Below are 15,975 nucleotides of genomic sequence, written 5' to 3'. Positions count from 1 at the left end.
GATGGAACAAGGCACGCCGTTCATTACCATTTGCTCGGATTCGGTCGGCGATACGGCAGAAGCCGTGGTGCAGGCCGTCATTCACCAATTCGAGCATCGGGAAGTTTCGATTAAGCGTTACGGCAATGTCCGGCATGAAGACGAGCTGCGCAAACTGATGGAAGAAGCCGCCGAGCATAAAGGCTTCGTTGCGTACACGCTCGTGCAACCGGAGCTTCGCGAGACCATTCGCGAGGAAGCCGTGCGGTTGGATGTGCGGGTCGTCGATATCATGGGGCCCATGATGCAAGCGTTCATCGACACGTTCAGCGGAGCGCCGCCGACGCGCAGGCCCGGCGTGCTGCGCAAGATGGACGAGAATTACTTCCGACGCATGGAAGCGATCGAGTTCACCGTAGCCAGCGACGACGGCCGAGATCTAGGCGCCATGCTTAAAGCGGACATCGTCCTGATGGGCATCTCGCGCACGTCGAAGACGCCGCTGGGCATTTTTCTCGCTCATCGCGGTAAAAAGGTCGTCAATTATCCGGTTGTCCCCGAAATCGCGCCGCCGCAACAGCTGCTCAGTTTGCCGAAAGAACGTTTGGTCGGCTTGACCATTGCGCCTGAGGCGATGCTCAAGATCCGTTCCGAACGACTTCGCTCCATGGGTCTTCCGGTCGGTTCGCAGTATGACAGCCTGGAACGGATCAAGGAAGAGTTGGACTACGCCGAGACGCTGTATGCGCGGCTTGGCTGTCTAGTGGTGGATATCACGGATCGTGCGATCGAAGAGACGTCGAGTTTGATTTTGAACGAATTGTAACGTTGACGAAGGAAATGCGAAGACGCCCGTACGGAAGATCCGATATCGGCGATCTTCTTCACTTAATAGCTTTAACGCGGAGACCTTGCAATTCATAAAAGGATCCGACGAATCGAATGGAGGGATTGACCATGGAACGCGAATTGACCCTGGAGATTGTGCGAGTAACGGAATTAGGTGCTTTGGCAGCAGCGAAATGGATCGGCAGAGGGGACAAAAATGCGGCGGACGGCGCGGCCACGACCGCGATCCGTTCCATGTTCGATTCCGTTTCGATCAACGGCACGGTCGTGATCGGCGAAGGCGAGATGGACGACGCTCCGATGCTGTACATCGGCGAAAAAGTCGGAACGAAAGAAGGCCCGGAAGTCGATGTTGCCGTCGATCCGTTGGAAGGTACCGAAGTCGTCGCGGCAGGTCTGCACAATGCGCAGGCCGTCATCGCGATTGCGGAAAAAGGCAGTCTGCTGCACGCGCCGGATATCTATATGGAGAAGCTGGCCTGCGGCCCGGAACTCGCGGGCAAGTTAAGCCTGAACGATCCGGTCGAACTGACTCTGCAAAAGGCTGCGCATTATACAGGTCGCGCGCTCTCCGATCTGACCGTCATGGTACTGGAACGCGAGCGTCACGAAGAGCTGATTTCCCGGCTGCGCGGAGCGGGCGTACGCATCAAGCTGCTCGGTCACGGCGACGTGGCGGGCGCGATCGCCGCGGCATTGCCGGACAGCGGCGTCGATCTGTACCTCGGCTCCGGCGGTGCGCCGGAAGGCGTATTGGCCGCCGCCGCCATGCGCTGCCTCGGCGGCGATATGCAAGGCCGTTTGCTGCCGGACGGCCCGTTCGAGAAGCAGCGCTGCATCTCGATGGGCATCGAAGATCCTTCCCGCGTGCTGACGCTGGAAGACATGGCAGGCACCGGCGACGTGTTGTTCGCGGCGACGGGCGTGACGAGCGGCGAGTTCCTGGACGGCGTTCGCATGATCGGCAAAGACCGCGCCGAGACTCACTCCGTCATCATGCGCGCCAGCAGCCGTACCGTGCGCTACATCCGCAGCATGCACTATTTGCCGCTAAAACAGTTCCCGACAGGGCTTGCCGAAGTGCCGGTGATCGGCAAAGTGGCATCGCTGTGATTTCAAACGATCCGTATATCGGCAGATTGATCGTTTAAATTGTCGAAGTCGGCCCGGTGCGTACCTCGTAACGTGGCATCAATCCTGCGGATCGGCAACAATGTACTCAGCTTCGTCGCATATTCCGTTTCATTGTTGCGAAAACGCAAGAATTTATCGCCATATCGGATTACGGAGCGATGGAACGCCTATATTGTTGCTTATCCGCAGGAATAGAGTCGACGTCAACTTTTTAAGCCGGAAATTGCTGCTTTTACGCACGAATGTTTGGATGCTCGATTTTTCGTTTCTTCACTCTGTTTCCTTACTCGCTCCGCGATTTTGCGGGCGAGTCTTTTTTTATTTTCAGAAAAGTTATCGTTCGTGCCGTTTTAAAGCTACAGGTAAACATTAGCCGTTTCCCCGCCGCCGCTTCTTTCAACCCGGACAGGAAGCGGGATCGCCTTACTCTTGCCCAAGGTCAACAAAGTTTGGCGGCTATCAGACTATTTCGCGGGGCTTACAACGTTCCCCTGCGGCTATAATGTTTCTGTAGACCCACTGCAAACCTGCTTGTTATGATGGACAACGTTCAGTAACTAAGGGTTTTGGGGGCAGCGAAATGGTTGATGTGTACGAAAAAATCAAAGAAGGCGAGCGGGGGGCCTGGGTCAGCATTATTGCGTATCTGATCTTGTCCGCGCTTAAGCTGACTGTCGGATATGTATTTCTGTCCAGCGCGCTGCAAGCGGACGGATTGAATAATTTGACGGATATCGTGGCCTCGATCGCAGTATTGATCGGGCTGCGCATTTCGCAGAAACCGCCGGATAAAGACCATGCCTACGGTCATTTTCGCGCGGAAACGGTAGCGGCGCTCGTGGCGTCCGTGATTATGGCTTTCGTCGGGCTAGAGGTGCTGGTCGGGGCGGCGCAGTCGATTGCGAGCGGTACGGGAGAAGCGCCTCAGGCTTGGGTGGCGGCCGTAGCTTTCGTTTGCGCGGTAGCGATGTACGGCGTCTATCGGTATAACCGCGATCTGTCGATCAAAACGGGAAGCCAGGCGCTGATGGCTGCGGCAAAAGACAATCTGTCCGATTCCCTGGTCAGTATCGGCGCGGCAATCGGTATTCTGGGTTCGCAATTCGGCATGCCGTGGTTGGACGTGGTGACGGCTTTCGTCGTAGGCTTGATCATTTGCAAAACGGCTTGGGACATTTTACGCGAATCGCTGCATCGTTTGACCGACGGATTCGACGAAAAAGAACTGGCCGAAATTCGCGAAGCGATCGCGCAGGTCCAGGGCGTCGAAGAAGTACGCGAACTGAAAGCCCGGGTTAACGGAAGTCAGACGGTACTGGACGTCACCATCGAAGTTCCGCGCGACTTGAGCATCGTCGAAGGCCATGATATCGCGGATCGGGTCGAGCATGAAATGAAAGAGAACCATGCGATTTATTTTGTCAGCGTCCATGTGGAACCGAAAGAATAATCCTGTCAAGCAACTACCGAAGGAACCGAAGCCCCGAACAGCCGAGGTTCTTTTTTGCGATCGGAAAATATATGGCGCATCGAGCTTGTCGCTTTGTATTCGCGGGTAAAAAGAAGCAGCAAGCCATCATCGACTTCCGGGAGGGGAACATCATATGGGCAATCCGAAAGCGCTGATTTCCGGGGCGAGCATCGCCGGTTTGAGCACCGCGTTTTGGTTGGGCAAAGCGGGCTGGGACGTGACCTTGATCGAACGCGCCGAGGCGTTTCGCGACGGCGGGCAAAATATCGACGTGCGGGGCGCAGCGCGGGAAGTGTTGCGAAAAATGGAGTTGGAAGATCAGGTCCGCGCCCGGACGACGACCGAAAAAGGCACCGCATTCGTGAACGATCAAGGAGAGGTCGTCGGCGCGTTCCCGGTCGAAGGTTCCGACGGGCTGACGGCGGAGTTGGAAATCCTGCGGGGCGATCTGGCGCGCATCGTGCTGGATGCGTTGCCGTCCGGCGTGACGATCCGCTACGGCGAACGGATCGAAAGCGTGTCCGATCCGGGCGATTATGTGCAGGTCGCTTTGCGCTCGGGAGCGACGGAAACCTATAATCTGTTGATTATCGCGGAAGGCGTGCGATCCAAAACGCGCGAGCTGGTTTTCGCGAACGAAGTGTCGCGGCGCGAGCTTAAGCTCAATATCGCTTACGGCACGATCGCGCGGACGCCGGAAGACGACGATTGGTGGCGTTGGTATACCGCCACGGAAAAGCGCCAAGTCTGCTTGCGTCCCGACAATCAGGGGACGATCCGCGCGATGCTCGCTTACGGCAGCGAGCGCAGCATCGCCGATCTGTCGCCCGATCAGGCGCGCTCCGAACTGCGCGATATTTTCGCGGGCGCCGGATGGCAAACGGATCGCGTGATCGAAGGCTTTTCGACTTCGCAGGATGTGTATTTCGACTATCTGACGCAGATCAAGATGCCGGACTGGTCCAAAAAAAGAGTCTGCGTCACCGGCGACGCAGCTTGGTGCGTGACGCCGCTGGGCGGAGGCGGATCGTCGCTCGCGTTGATCGGCGGATACGTGCTGGCGGCTTTCCTGTCGCAGTTTTCGGACGAATCTTCGACGTTAACGCAAAAAGCCGACAATCTCAATATCAGCGAAGCGCTGGAACGCTACGAAGAGTGGATGCGGCCGATCGTGGACGACGCGCAAAAGCTGCCGCCCGGCACGCCCGACCTGTTTTATCCGCAAACGAAAATGGGCGTCGGCACGATCCGGACCGTGATCCGGATCGCCAGCTTCGGACCGCTGCGCAAAGTCGCGTCCCGCATGGGGCATGTCGCCCGGAGCAAGCGGCAGCTTCCGGAGATCCGATTGGTTCAAACAAAAAGCTGACAAACGCCGGATGCTTGGTTTGCAGCAAGTTGCACCTGGAACAATAAGCGAATCTGCTTGTGCTTCTTGCGTTTTTTCTATTCAATCGGATCGCAAATCAAAAAAAGGACTTGGCCTATCCGCCTTCAAGCGGAAAAGCCAAGTCCTTTTTCGTCTGCGTTTTTCGATTTACGAATGTTCGACTGATTGCGTGCCTGTAAGCTTTTCCGCGCGTTTTTGGTCGCTGCGTCCGACTCCCAGCACCAGCAGGAAGCACAGGAACAGGACGATCGCCGCCGATACGTACGGATAGTTGATGTTGACGTCGAACAACGATCCGGCCACGATCGGCCCCGCGATGTTGCCCAGGCTGCTGTACGCGGAGTTGAGTCCGGCCGCAAAGCCTTGCTGCTCGCCTGCGCGGCGCGAGATTTGCGTGCCGATCGCCGGGCGAAGGATGTCGATCGACAGGAACACGATGAACGTGACCGTCACGATCATCCAATATTCATGCACGAACAGCGTCATCAATACAAAGATTGCGGCTGCCGCCAGACAGATCGAGATGACGCGCTGCTCGCCGAAGCGGTTCAACAGCCAACCGAAGATGGTCGCTTGCACCACGGCTCCCGCGATCGAACCGAAGGTGATGATAATCGCGATGTCGCGTGCCGTAAAGCCGAATTTATGGTCGACGAACAGTCCGAATACCGTCTCGTAGTTCGCCAAGCCGAAGGCGCTGACGAATACGATCACCAAGCTGAGGAAGTACGGCGTCCGGTACGAAGTCATGAGCTGCTTGAACAGGCTGTCGCGTTTGCCGACGTTGGCCGCCGCAATCTCGGCACGACGCTCGACGCTGAGCGACTCCGGCAGTACGAGCAATGTAATCACGCCGGAGATCAATGCGGCAATACCGGCTGCGAAGAACGGCACGCGAATTCCGAATTCGGCAAGGAAGCCGCCGATTCCGGGGCCTATAATGAATCCGGTGGTAATGGCCGCATTGATGAAGCCCATGCCTTTCGCGCGCTCTTCGTCCGTCGTGATATCCGCCGTATAGGCCATGACGGCCGGCATGATCAGGGCCGCGCCTACTCCGCCGAGCACGCGCGAGACGAACAGCAGCCAAGGCGCATTCGCGATGCCGAACAGGAACTCGGAGACGGCGAAGATCATCATGCCGACGATAATGACTTTTTTGCGTCCGAGTTTATCGGATAGACGCCCGGCAATAGGGGAACAGATCAGCTGCGATACCGAGAAAGTCGCGACGAGCAGACCCACGATGCTGCCGCCGATATGCAGCGTGTTCATGTATGTCGGCATGATCGGAACGACCAGCCCGATGCCGGTGAAAACAAGGAAAATATTGAACATGAGCAGCAACAGCGCCGCCCGATTACGAAGCATCAAAGCCATAGTGACATCCTCCAAAGTTCTTTCGTTATTCTGTTTTATTTATTTTGTGAAATGCCATGCAGAAAGACTTGAATCGCTAACCGATACGTTTCCAGCGCCTGCGTCAGATTGGCGCGCCTCGACACCTGACTCAGCCCGATGACGAGCGCCTCCAGCACGAGAGCCAAGCCCTGGACATCATTCTCGCGGAATTCGCCGCTGTCGATTCCTTGCTGGATCAGCATGCGGTTGAACGACAGATGTTCGGCGACCATCTCGGCCAACCGATCCTCGACCTCGCATGTTTTGTCATCGCCGATAAAAAATTCGTCAGCCGCTTTGGTCAGCGGATGATTCAAGTCTTCCCGTACCATCTGCTCCGCGAAGCCGTACATTTTTTCCGTCGCGGTCGTATGCAGATGTTCTTTTTCTCTCCATTTGGCGATCCAGTCCCGGTCCCATTCATCCAGCAGATACAGAAACAGGCCTTCCTTGCTTTTAAAATGGTAGTAGAGATTGCCTTTGCTGCTGCCTGTCGCGGCCGTGATCTCTTCGATCGACGTCGCTTTATAGCCTTTTTGCACGAACAAATGGCGCGCGGCATCCGCGATCTTTTTACGGGTCTGCTCGCTTTGAATTTGTTTCTTGTTCACATGTCCTCACCCTGGCTTCCTTATAAAAAGCCCCCGTTCCGGAATGTTCGCTACCTTTTTCCGGGCGGGCGCTTGGCTGTATGGAGTATAAAAAGTGTCAGTTCTATACTGAACGTTCGGTCAATATCTTACCAAATTCAAGCCGAAATCGCAATAAAGAAAGCAGGTAAGCGATACGTTTCGAAGCAGGCAGCCCGTTTGAGCTTCATCGCCCGCATCATTTATAATGAAAGAAAAGGCGACTCCACGCAGACGAGGGTTGAATCAATGAACATTCAGGAAGAGGTCGTGACGCGAATCCAAGAACACGGCAGCGAAATTACGGTAACGGATACGAATATTTTATATGAAGAAAAAGGGAGGTTCAGGGTGCTTGGCTTCGCCGACGGCGACGTGCAGGGAGCGATGGACTTGGATGATCCGCGGCGGATCGTGCTTGAGTATCCAAGGGCGATCATTCACCTGATGGAGCATAACGAACCTGACTTCGAGCGCGCTTTTGTCATCGGGCACGGAATCGGAACGATTGCCGGATATTTTGCGGATCGCGATATGCGGGCAGCCGAGATCAGCCCGGCGATTGCGTCGATCAGCCGAACTTATTTTGGATACGCAGGACCCGAAGTAAACGTGGGCGACGGACGGCAGCTGCTGAACCGGGAAGCGAACGGGTCATTGGATTATATCGTGTTGGATGCTTTTACGGAAAAGGGAACGCCCTGGCATCTGTTTACGCGGGAGTTTTGGAGTTTAGCACATCGGAAGTTGAGCGAACGAGGCGTGATTCTGCTGAACGTATTCGGCCGAGGGAAGCGAGATTCGTTTATCGACGCGATATGGGCGGGGCTGTCGGAAACTTTTGCCTACACTCAAGGATTTGCGCTGCCGCCTGACGATCCGCGCGATATCACCAATCGGATACTGGTTGGAGGTAAGCGTGCCGCTCAGGCCAAGCTTGGGCAGATGGCAGGATTCGAACCTTCAGAGCCCGAGCGCGGAACCGTACTGGAAGATGAGATGTTCGGTTACCGGCCAGAATGAGGAGGTCTACATAATGAAGAAACAACATCGCATAACGACATTATACTTAACGCGTCACGGTCAAACGGAATGGAATCTGGAAGGCCGGCTGCAAGGGCGCAAAGACTCGCCGTTGACGGAAAAAGGAGAACGGCATGCGGGTTGGCTCGGCGAATCGCTTGAAGGCGTACCGCTCGATGTCATCTATAGCAGTTCAAGCCCGCGCGCAATGCGGACGGCGGAAATTTTGCGAGGAAAAAGAACGATTCAACTCCATACGACGGATGATTTGCAAGAGGTGGACATGGGGCATTGGGAAGGTCGAACCGGAGCGGATATCGAAGTCGGGTCGCCGGATGAATACGAGGCATTTTGGAAGGAACCGCATCGGTATGAGCCGACAAACGGCGGGGAGTCCTTTGTTCAATTGGGGAATCGGGTCGTTCCGGCCATCGAGCGAATTTTGAACGAAAACCACGGGCGCAGCATTTTGGTCGTCACTCATGCCGCCGTGCTGAATCTGCTCATGACGGCGTTCAACGGACAGGCGATCTCGGAAATGTGGAAACCGCCGATTCTGGAATCGACTTGCCTGTGCAAAGTGGTGTACGGACCGGGCGGAATGAACGTGGAACTGCACGGGGACGTCTCGCATTATCGGGATTAGAACGCGTAGCGAACGAGGAGGCGGGGAAAAATGCTGAAGTTAAACGATCCGGCCTGGAGCCGCCTGACCACCGCTTACGGAGACGGCGAAGAGGCTGTGCAGTTGCTGCGCCGCTTGGTCACGGCTGCGGAAGACGCGGAGCTGAGACAGGAGTTATTTGAGCTGCTGCTGCATCAAGATACGATCTATACGGCTACATTGGCGGCCATGCCTTATTTGGCCGCAATGGCCGAGACGACCGAACATACCGAGACTTTAGTCGATTTGTATATCGCTTGCGGTTGGATGGAGAGCGGGCGCGAGCATGGTGCGGATCGACTGGATATCGCATCCTCCGGCGAGTTTCGCAGAGAGCGCCAGCCTAAGCTTCCGGACGAGACGATCGCAAGCATTGTCGAGGGGTACCGAATCGGGTTGGAGCGCTTGAGTCACCTGTATGAGCAGGCTGCGGGATTTGATTTAAAAGGGAATAAACAGTCCGGCGACGCAGCTTCAATCGCGAGCGGTGAACCGGAAGACAACGAAAATCCCGAAGCCGTCTATCTATTGGCGGCGCAGGCAGCTTATGCCGGAGAGATTGAAGTGGCGCGGTTGCTGCTCAATTTTCCGGAAGGCGACGAATATAGCGGAGCGTGCCCAAGTTGTCAGGCGGATTGGTATGTGTGGCCGAAGGAAGGCGACGCCGAGGTCTTGGTGGTATACATGGATGATCCCGTGACGGCGCAAAAAGAGAATCGCGATTCGGCAGTCGTGCAAGCGATATCCGCGACCTCGCTTCGCGCGGAGTTGCAAAAGCTGGCGCATGAAGCGGGACGTCTCGGCGCACACCGTTTGGCTGTAACCATTCCTTCGCTGGATGGACAGGCGACCTGCCCGGAATGCGGGTCTGAGGTGTCGGTCTGGGCAGCCTTGGTAGGTTGAAAAGGATATTCGTCAAGAAACAGTAACCTTTTCGAAGACCGAGACGTTCTTAGAGTGCAGGAAGGCGGATTGAGCGGGAGGGGAAATCTATGATCAATACGGATAAAAGATTTTTGAGCAAAGAAAGATTGGTTACGGCTGCACTGATCCTGTACGTGTTTCCGTATGCGTGGCTGCTGATGGAGATGCATTATCGGGGCGTGTTGGTTTTGGGAGGTCTTCTGGTTACAGCAATCGCGGTTTTTTTGGCTGTAACGATACGAGTTTACAGTTCAATTTATCTGTTGCTGCTCGGCAACGTCATCTCTGTCTTTATTTCTTATCGTTTTATTCCCAACATGTCCGGAACGACTGCCGAGGTTCTGTTTTTCGAGCCGCTGTCGCTTCTTCAGGCCATGTTTGCATACACGGGCTTTTTACTGATCGTGCAGGCCGTTGCATTAATCATCGTTGAATGTGTACGTCGGCGTAAAAGTCAGGGCAAAAAGACGATCCATGCAGAGACCTAATCGTTTGCAGCAGACTTTTTTAAGCACCTTGTCAACATTAAAGGCAGGGTTACGTTCGAATGAAATGCACCTGAAGCGCGTGCCTTTCGTTCGAACGTAATCCTCTGATTAAGAGTTGAAAGACTGCTATTTAATCTCCTTCGTGCTAATCAGCGTATGCGTCTTCAACTGCCCGTCGATCACGCTCAGCTTATACGCGGCGTTGAAGCTTTTGGCGGCGGCTTCGTTATCCTTGTTGAAAATGATATAGGATTCGCGGGTGTTGACCGTATAGGTTGAATCGCCGTTACTTTTGAATCCGGTCACGGTCGCATCTTCAAAGCTTTCGGTAATGCCTTTGCTATCCAAATACTCGATATAATCGGCCGATTCCCGAGCTGCGGGTCCGGCGGGGTCCATCAAGTGGGAGACTTGGGTAAATTCGCGTCCGTTTATCGCCGTAACCGAAGAGCTGAGGTAGTCCGTCATGAAGGCTTGGGCATCATCCTCGGTAAAAGTCACGGAGCCGGAAGCGGACGCTTGCATCTGATCATTGCCCGACGCCGCGGCGTTGGTGACGTTGCTTGGCGAATCGGCAGCGGTACTTTTGGATAAGGCCGCACGTTCTTTGTCGAACTCGGGATTCACGCGCTCGATATTCGTGCTTGCATCAGGGATGTATCCCCACGCATAATCGCTGATCCACCAGTCGTTCTTTTTGTCGTTTTCCGCTATGGATAATTGGTGCACTTCTTGGGTCGTCAGCTCCGGATTATCCGAGTCGGAGAATTCGTAAGCGACATTTACCTTCAAATCACTCTGGTCAAATCGGATATTCACGGGATTTACGACAACTTTGCCGAGCGCGTAGCGAGTATCCGGCCGATTGTCGAGACTCCATGTCAGGTAATCGCCGAAAGTACCGTTTGGATCAAAGCCCGTAAGCTGCTTGCGATCGCCCGAATTCGTCGCCTTCACCCAATCTTTCATCGTCGCGTAGGCCAGATCAGCGACTTTCTCGGCGGCTTCTTGTCGGATCAATTCGGTAAGCGGGTACTCCGGGTACTCCGCAACGTCAATTGAAGTTTCTCCGCTCAGATCGACGCCGTACGCGTTCGCTTCGATCTTCAAATCCAACTGCTGCGGAACGGGACGGAAGGTGATGGATTTGCCGGGCGTTCCCGTGATCGGCTTGCCGTTCAGCGTTACCGCCGATTCGAAAGCCGGGAACTCCAGGGAAACTTTATTCATCATGGAGGCTTCGAACAAGATGACATTGGGCTCCGCGTACTCGAACGTTTCAAACGTACCGTCAAAAGGCTGGCTGCCGTATTCGCTGGTCAGCGCTCCGCTATAAGCGTAAACGCCGGGCCAAAGATTTTCGACGGTTGCGCGGTCATCGCCTGCGAGATCGCCGAGTTGCAGGGAGGTGTTTACATCTGAAGTCGGCTCGGTGCTTTCCGCCATTAGGGATACCGGCGTGACGTGCACGCTCCATTTGCTGCCACGCCAGGAGCGCTCTTCGACGAAGGTCATCGCCGCAGACGGCAAGTTAGCATTGGGTCCGTCGAGTTCTTTTCGCAACTTGTCGCTGAACGTCTCTTCGCCCGATTCCGCAGGCGCCTGGCTTTCCGCCAAATCGATCGCGTTCAGAATGCTTTCCTTGTAAAAAGTTCGGGTCCCTTCCTCTTCGAGCGAAGTTTGGAAGGCTTGCATCCGGTCTTCGGCGAGCAATGGCGATTCGGCGTCGAATACATAACTTGCGATTGTTGCCGAATCCTTCGCGTCGATCGCCGCATTCAGCTTTTCCGCCAAAGCTTCCGGGTTAGATGGACCATACGTCATTCGCAGAATCAGAAAGGCCGCAACAAGCAAGACTACGACTCCCGCGATTGTTCCTGCCCATCCTTTAGTTTTCTTGGACATCGGTGTTTTCGGCTTGCCGGTCGATGCCGGAGCAGCTTCGTTGCTGCGTTGAACCTGCGGCGACATCGCTGAAATTTGCGAAGCCGCAGTCGGTGCAGTTTCCAGCGGCGTCCCGCACTTTTCGCAGAATTTCCAACCCGCTTCGGCCGGACTTCCGCATTTCGCGCAATACATACATCCATTCATCCTTTCCAAACTGACTCTAATTGGCCAACGCATATGTATGAAGCGAACGGATTAATTTGCCTTTTTATCTGTTTTCAGGCATCCATAATCATATCATTTTCCTAAAGTCTGGGCTACCACCTTTAACACTGCTAGAGCACGAAAATCAATAAGTCTGTTAACGAATCGTTGGGTCAATCCGTTCAATACATAAGCCTTGTCCAACCCAAAGCCCGAGAGGAGCACCATCCTATGGGAAGATATCCATGGAGCGTATTGATCGTTATCGTTTATGCTTTGCCGTTTGCTTATTTCGGCATGCAGCAGGATTACAGTCATCAATCGCCAATCGGTTACATCGCAATGGTCGCGGCGATGGGCCTGCTGGCCTTTGCCAGCATCAAATTAGGTTCGGTCTACGCACTCTTGATTGGCAACGTCGCTTCATTCGCCGTATCCTTCTATTTCGTCGGCAAAATGCAGGGAGACACGCTCGCCGTTTTTTTCAAACCGTTGTCCCCCGAGCAAACCCTTATTTTCCTGAGCGTCCTGATGCTGATTCTTCAAGCCATCGTGGCCGGTATTACGTACTGGATCATTCTTAGAAAAAGACGCGCCATGAATCCTTATCGCATGGCTTCGCGATCTGTTAAATAAAGACGCGTATGCAAAAACGCACCCTGTTGGGGTGCGTGAGTCTACCGATGAAGTTACGTTGATGCGGGAAACGAGAAGACTGCGAGAGAAATTGCAAGCATAGGCTTCCGAAGTGCATTTCTTCGAAATGCTTCACAATTCGCTGTCTCACTTGGAAAACTGGATTGAAATTTTTAATGGAAGTTTTCCAAGTTCAAAGGCGTCTTGAACTGAATTTCTCTCTCCGTCTTCTCGTTTCCAGCTACGTTGAACTCTTTCGATACTATTGAAGCGCCCTGAAAAGGCGCTTTTTTAGTAGCTGTAACATTTCCCCATCCTTAAGGAAGCTTTAGCGGAGGGAGAAATTCAGGTCAAGACGCCTTTGAACGAGGAAAGCTGCAAGCTTTCTTCGTGAAACAGCGTCTTGAACGAATTTATCCCGCAGCGTCCCAGCTTCCTTTTCCTTTCCCTCGCACATCTTAGTAGATCGCGATCGGCCCGTACGGCCCCTGAATAATCTCGATCTTCGTTTCGAAAATGTCAGTAAGAATCTCCGGGTTCATGACTTCCGCTACGGTTCCGAAAGCTGCGATCTGCCCGTCTTTCATCGCGCAGATTCGATCGGAATATTTGGCCGCGAAATTGATATCGTGCATGACGGTCAGGATCGTTCTGCCGAACTCGTAGGCCGCGTGGCGCAAATGTTCCATCATCTGCACCGAGCGCGCCACGTCGAGATTATTGAGCGGCTCGTCGAGCAGCACGTATTCCGTCTCTTGGCAAAGCACCATGGCGACGTAAGCCCGCTGACGCTGCCCGCCGGAAAGTTCGTCCAGATAGCGATTCTCCAAAGCCGTCAGGTCGAGGAAGTCGATATATTTGGAAATGATGGCTTCGTCCTCGTCGGTGAGTCTTCCTTTCGAATAAGGGAAGCGTCCGAATCCGGCAAGCTGCCTGACCGTAAGCCGGGTTACGAAATGGTTCTCCTGCCTTAGCAGCGTGATGATTTTGGCGAGATCGCTCGATTTGGATTTGGAAACGTCCATATTGGCAACGGTGATTTGGCCTTCGTCCAGATCCAGAAGTCTGCCGATCATCAGCAGCATGGTCGATTTGCCCGCGCCGTTGGGACCGATCAGCGAAGTCAGGCCGGCTTTGGGAATCGTGATGTTCAACGGACCGATTTCGACTTCGTCTGCATAAGATTTTTTAACATTATTGATTTCGATCATAGGGAACCCTTCCTTAAAATCACGATCAAAAATGTCAGGCCGCCGACCAGCTCGATAATGATCGAAACGACGCCTTGAGCATGGAAGACGTGATTCATGATGAAGTAGGCACTGGTGAGAATGACGAACCCGATCGCCAGAGCCATAGGGAATACATAGCGGTGGTCGTACGTCTGTGCTGCCTGGTAACTTAACGTCGCGACTAAAAATCCGTAAAATGTCAGCGGTCCCACCAGCGCCGTCGAGATCGCCATCAGAACCGACACCAGCACGAGCGTGTAGATCACGCCGGCGTTATGCTTGGTTCCCAGCGCCGTCGAGACGTCTTTGCCGAGCGCCAATACGTTCAGTCGTTTGGCATTGATCAGCAGAAGCCCCGCAACAACGATGACGATCGGAATAGCGATAGGGAAATACGCGGAATCCGAGTTGTTGACGGAAGCGAACAGCCGGGCCTGCAAAATATCGAATTCGGACGGCGCCAGCATTCTTCGCATAAACGAGGATACCGACCGCAAACCCGTTCCGATGATAATGCCGACCAGGAGCAGAAGCTGCAAGTTGCCGTATTTTCCCGATAACAGCCATCCGTACAGGATCAGGCACATTAGAACCATTGCGGCCACTTGGTACAAGAACGAATCGACGCCGCTGAAATTCACGAACGCGGCCGCGCCGAGGAAAAAGATCGTGCTGGTATGAATCGTCGAATAGATCGCTTCAAAGCCGAGCAGCGACGGCGTAATGATCCGGTTGTTCGTAATGGATTGAAATGCGACCGTCGATAAACTTTGACAGACCGCCGCAACCAGCATGGAAACCAGCGCCACGACTCTTCGTTCCACCACGGGGATAAAAGACGGCGAGGTCACCGGCACCGGATTGTTATAAACCAGTAAACCAAAAGAAGACAGAAGGCCGACTCCGAATAACGAGATCAGCAGAACCCAGTAGTTCCGTTCTTCGCGCTTGGTCCGAAAAGCTCTCGCCGATCTTTTTCGGGACGGACGACGGGGATCGGTATTGACCGGTAATGAAGGGGTACTTGTCAGTTCGCTCATCTTGATATCCTTTTCGATCTCTTTTGTTTAAGCAAAATCATAATGAATACGACAGAACCTACCGTTCCCAGAATCATGGAAACCGGGATTTCGAACGGCATGATGATGACCCGGGACAGAATATCGCAAGCCATGATCGTGCCCATGCCGAGTACGCAGACCCAAGGCAGATTGCTCCTCAGATCGTCGCCCCTGAACATGGATACGATATTGGGAACGATCAGGCCGAGGAAAGGCAGATTGCCGATCACCGCCGCCACGATGCCTACAGCCAACGAAATCAGCGCCGTACCCAACAGGATGATCCGGTTATAATTCGCGCCCAAGCTTGTGGCCACATCTTCGCCCAGTCCGGCCAATGTCAGCCGATCCGCGTAGATAAAAATCAAAATCGTGACCAATATAATGATCCATAGATATTCGTACCGACCCGTCTGCACGGAAGAGAAGGAGCCGATAAACCAGTTTTCGATGTTTTGCGTCGCCTGGAACACCAATCCGATAAATGTAGAAAAAGCTGAAATGACCGCGCCCAGCATCATCCCGATGATCGGAACGACCAGAGAGGAGCGGAGTTTGACCTTTCTTAAAAACATGAAGAATACCATAGTTCCGATAAAGGAAAACACGATGGCACCCGTCATGCGCAGCAAAAGGGACGGAGCAGGGAAGAGGAGGTACACGAACAACAAACCCAACCCTGACCATTCGATGGTTCCGGTCGTCGTCGGTTCGACCAGCCGGTTTTGCGTAATGAGCTGCATGACCAGTCCGGCCATTGCCATAGCGGCTCCCGTCAGCATAAGCGCTATCGTTCTCGGAACGCGCGTGATGAAAAACATCTCCATGCCGTCCGCTTGTCCGCGAATGTCATAGACGCCGGTGAGCAGCGAGACCGTACCCAAAATCATTGTCGCGACAACTGCCAGGACAAAAGGGACGGTCCAGAGCTTTTTTTGCTTATGACGCTGGGGTTGAGCATGCTCAACCCCAGCAAATTTCGGTATAAGATTTTTGGACACAG

At 54.0% G+C, this 15,975-nt stretch carries 15 protein-coding genes; 9 read left to right on the top strand and 6 right to left on the bottom strand.

From position 1 onward, the window contains the following. Position 1: 1 nt before the first annotated feature. The 4 genes from SACSAC_RS06050 to SACSAC_RS06035 all read left to right on the top strand — a co-directional run bounded on the left by SACSAC_RS06050 (position 2) and on the right by SACSAC_RS06035 (position 4,802). Entirely contained in the window at positions 2-805 is an 804-nt protein-coding gene (locus SACSAC_RS06050) for a pyruvate, water dikinase regulatory protein (RefSeq protein ID WP_037284557.1), read from the top strand. Positions 806-936: 131 nt separating this feature from the next. Next, complete coding sequence (gene glpX / locus SACSAC_RS06045) at positions 937-1,941, top strand: class II fructose-bisphosphatase (protein ID WP_037284554.1); 1,005 nt, start codon at positions 937-939, stop codon at positions 1,939-1,941. 601 nt (positions 1,942-2,542) lie between these two features. Continuing rightward, on the top strand, positions 2,543-3,412 hold the full coding sequence (locus SACSAC_RS06040; RefSeq protein ID WP_037284551.1) for a cation diffusion facilitator family transporter: 870 nt from the start codon (positions 2,543-2,545) through the stop codon (positions 3,410-3,412). Between the two features lie 154 nt (positions 3,413-3,566). Beyond that, positions 3,567-4,802: an FAD-dependent monooxygenase gene (locus tag SACSAC_RS06035; protein WP_037284548.1), complete on the top strand. Its 1,236-nt coding sequence runs from the start codon at positions 3,567-3,569 to the stop codon at positions 4,800-4,802. A gap of 168 nt (positions 4,803-4,970) precedes the next feature. Here the strand turns inward: SACSAC_RS06035 and SACSAC_RS06030 are convergent, their stop codons facing one another. Beyond that, entirely contained in the window at positions 4,971-6,203 is a 1,233-nt protein-coding gene (locus tag SACSAC_RS06030; RefSeq protein WP_037284545.1) for an MFS transporter, read from the bottom strand. Positions 6,204-6,238: 35 nt separating this feature from the next. Beyond that, positions 6,239-6,835 carry a TetR/AcrR family transcriptional regulator gene (locus SACSAC_RS06025; protein ID WP_037284543.1) on the bottom strand — a complete coding sequence of 199 codons (597 nt, stop codon included), beginning with the start codon at positions 6,833-6,835 and terminating at the stop codon, positions 6,239-6,241. 267 nt (positions 6,836-7,102) lie between these two features. On the opposite strand from SACSAC_RS06025, the gene SACSAC_RS06020 reads away from it, so the two are divergent. The 4 genes from SACSAC_RS06020 (at position 7,103) to SACSAC_RS06005 (ending at position 9,952) form a co-directional block, all read left to right on the top strand. After that, positions 7,103-7,876: a spermidine synthase gene (locus SACSAC_RS06020; protein WP_051507467.1), complete on the top strand. Its 774-nt coding sequence runs from the start codon at positions 7,103-7,105 to the stop codon at positions 7,874-7,876. Positions 7,877-7,889: 13 nt separating this feature from the next. Continuing rightward, positions 7,890-8,522, top strand: coding sequence for a histidine phosphatase family protein (locus SACSAC_RS06015; RefSeq protein WP_037284540.1), 633 nt, complete (start codon positions 7,890-7,892; stop codon positions 8,520-8,522). 30 nt (positions 8,523-8,552) lie between these two features. After that, positions 8,553-9,443, top strand: coding sequence for a hypothetical protein (locus tag SACSAC_RS06010; protein WP_037284537.1), 891 nt, complete (start codon positions 8,553-8,555; stop codon positions 9,441-9,443). 89 nt (positions 9,444-9,532) lie between these two features. After that, positions 9,533-9,952 (top strand): hypothetical protein, encoded by a 420-nt coding sequence (locus SACSAC_RS06005; protein WP_037284534.1) that lies wholly within the window; start codon positions 9,533-9,535, stop codon positions 9,950-9,952. A gap of 126 nt (positions 9,953-10,078) precedes the next feature. Here SACSAC_RS06005 and SACSAC_RS06000 read toward each other — a convergent pair whose 3' ends face one another. Further along, positions 10,079-12,031, bottom strand: coding sequence for a TcaA NTF2-like domain-containing protein (locus SACSAC_RS06000; protein WP_037284531.1), 1,953 nt, complete (start codon positions 12,029-12,031; stop codon positions 10,079-10,081). A 243-nt stretch (positions 12,032-12,274) separates the two neighbouring features. Here SACSAC_RS06000 and SACSAC_RS05995 point away from each other — a divergent pair, with 243 nt between their 5' ends. Beyond that, complete coding sequence (locus SACSAC_RS05995; protein ID WP_051506903.1) at positions 12,275-12,679, top strand: hypothetical protein; 405 nt, start codon at positions 12,275-12,277, stop codon at positions 12,677-12,679. 458 nt (positions 12,680-13,137) lie between these two features. On the opposite strand, the gene SACSAC_RS05990 is transcribed toward SACSAC_RS05995, so the two are convergent. The 3 genes from SACSAC_RS05990 to SACSAC_RS05980 are packed head-to-tail and all read right to left on the bottom strand — an operon-like array spanning position 13,138 to position 15,973. Beyond that, entirely contained in the window at positions 13,138-13,890 is a 753-nt protein-coding gene (locus tag SACSAC_RS05990) for an iron ABC transporter ATP-binding protein (protein ID WP_037284529.1), read from the bottom strand. Then, positions 13,887-14,951: an iron chelate uptake ABC transporter family permease subunit gene (locus SACSAC_RS05985; protein WP_037284527.1), complete on the bottom strand. Its 1,065-nt coding sequence runs from the start codon at positions 14,949-14,951 to the stop codon at positions 13,887-13,889. Before SACSAC_RS05985 ends, SACSAC_RS05990 begins: the two co-directional genes overlap by 4 nt. Then, on the bottom strand, positions 14,948-15,973 hold the full coding sequence (locus SACSAC_RS05980; RefSeq protein WP_037284525.1) for an ABC transporter permease: 1,026 nt from the start codon (positions 15,971-15,973) through the stop codon (positions 14,948-14,950). The genes SACSAC_RS05985 and SACSAC_RS05980 overlap by 4 nt, the downstream gene beginning before the upstream one ends. Positions 15,974-15,975 lie beyond the last annotated feature (2 nt).

The organism is Saccharibacillus sacchari DSM 19268 (genome assembly GCF_000585395.1).
Lineage (GTDB): Bacteria > Bacillota > Bacilli > Paenibacillales > Paenibacillaceae > Saccharibacillus > Saccharibacillus sacchari.
The sequence above is the reverse complement of the archived record's forward strand: the minus strand, read 5'-3'. Positions and strand labels throughout refer to the sequence as shown.

Coding starts and splice junctions, on each gene's coding strand:
- SACSAC_RS06035 (WP_037284548.1), top strand. CDS start 3,567: ATGGGCAATCCGAAAGCGCTGATTTCCGGGGCGAGCATCGCCGGTTTG.
- SACSAC_RS05995 (WP_051506903.1), top strand. CDS start 12,275: ATGGGAAGATATCCATGGAGCGTATTGATCGTTATCGTTTATGCTTTG.
- SACSAC_RS06030 (WP_037284545.1), bottom strand. CDS start 6,203: ATGGCTTTGATGCTTCGTAATCGGGCGGCGCTGTTGCTGCTCATGTTC.
- SACSAC_RS06000 (WP_037284531.1), bottom strand. CDS start 12,031: ATGTATTGCGCGAAATGCGGAAGTCCGGCCGAAGCGGGTTGGAAATTC.
- glpX (WP_037284554.1), top strand. CDS start 937: ATGGAACGCGAATTGACCCTGGAGATTGTGCGAGTAACGGAATTAGGT.
- SACSAC_RS06050 (WP_037284557.1), top strand. CDS start 2: ATGGAACAAGGCACGCCGTTCATTACCATTTGCTCGGATTCGGTCGGC.
- SACSAC_RS06020 (WP_051507467.1), top strand. CDS start 7,103: ATGAACATTCAGGAAGAGGTCGTGACGCGAATCCAAGAACACGGCAGC.
- SACSAC_RS06015 (WP_037284540.1), top strand. CDS start 7,890: ATGAAGAAACAACATCGCATAACGACATTATACTTAACGCGTCACGGT.
- SACSAC_RS06010 (WP_037284537.1), top strand. CDS start 8,553: ATGCTGAAGTTAAACGATCCGGCCTGGAGCCGCCTGACCACCGCTTAC.
- SACSAC_RS06005 (WP_037284534.1), top strand. CDS start 9,533: ATGATCAATACGGATAAAAGATTTTTGAGCAAAGAAAGATTGGTTACG.
- SACSAC_RS05985 (WP_037284527.1), bottom strand. CDS start 14,951: ATGAGCGAACTGACAAGTACCCCTTCATTACCGGTCAATACCGATCCC.
- SACSAC_RS05990 (WP_037284529.1), bottom strand. CDS start 13,890: ATGATCGAAATCAATAATGTTAAAAAATCTTATGCAGACGAAGTCGAA.
- SACSAC_RS06040 (WP_037284551.1), top strand. CDS start 2,543: ATGGTTGATGTGTACGAAAAAATCAAAGAAGGCGAGCGGGGGGCCTGG.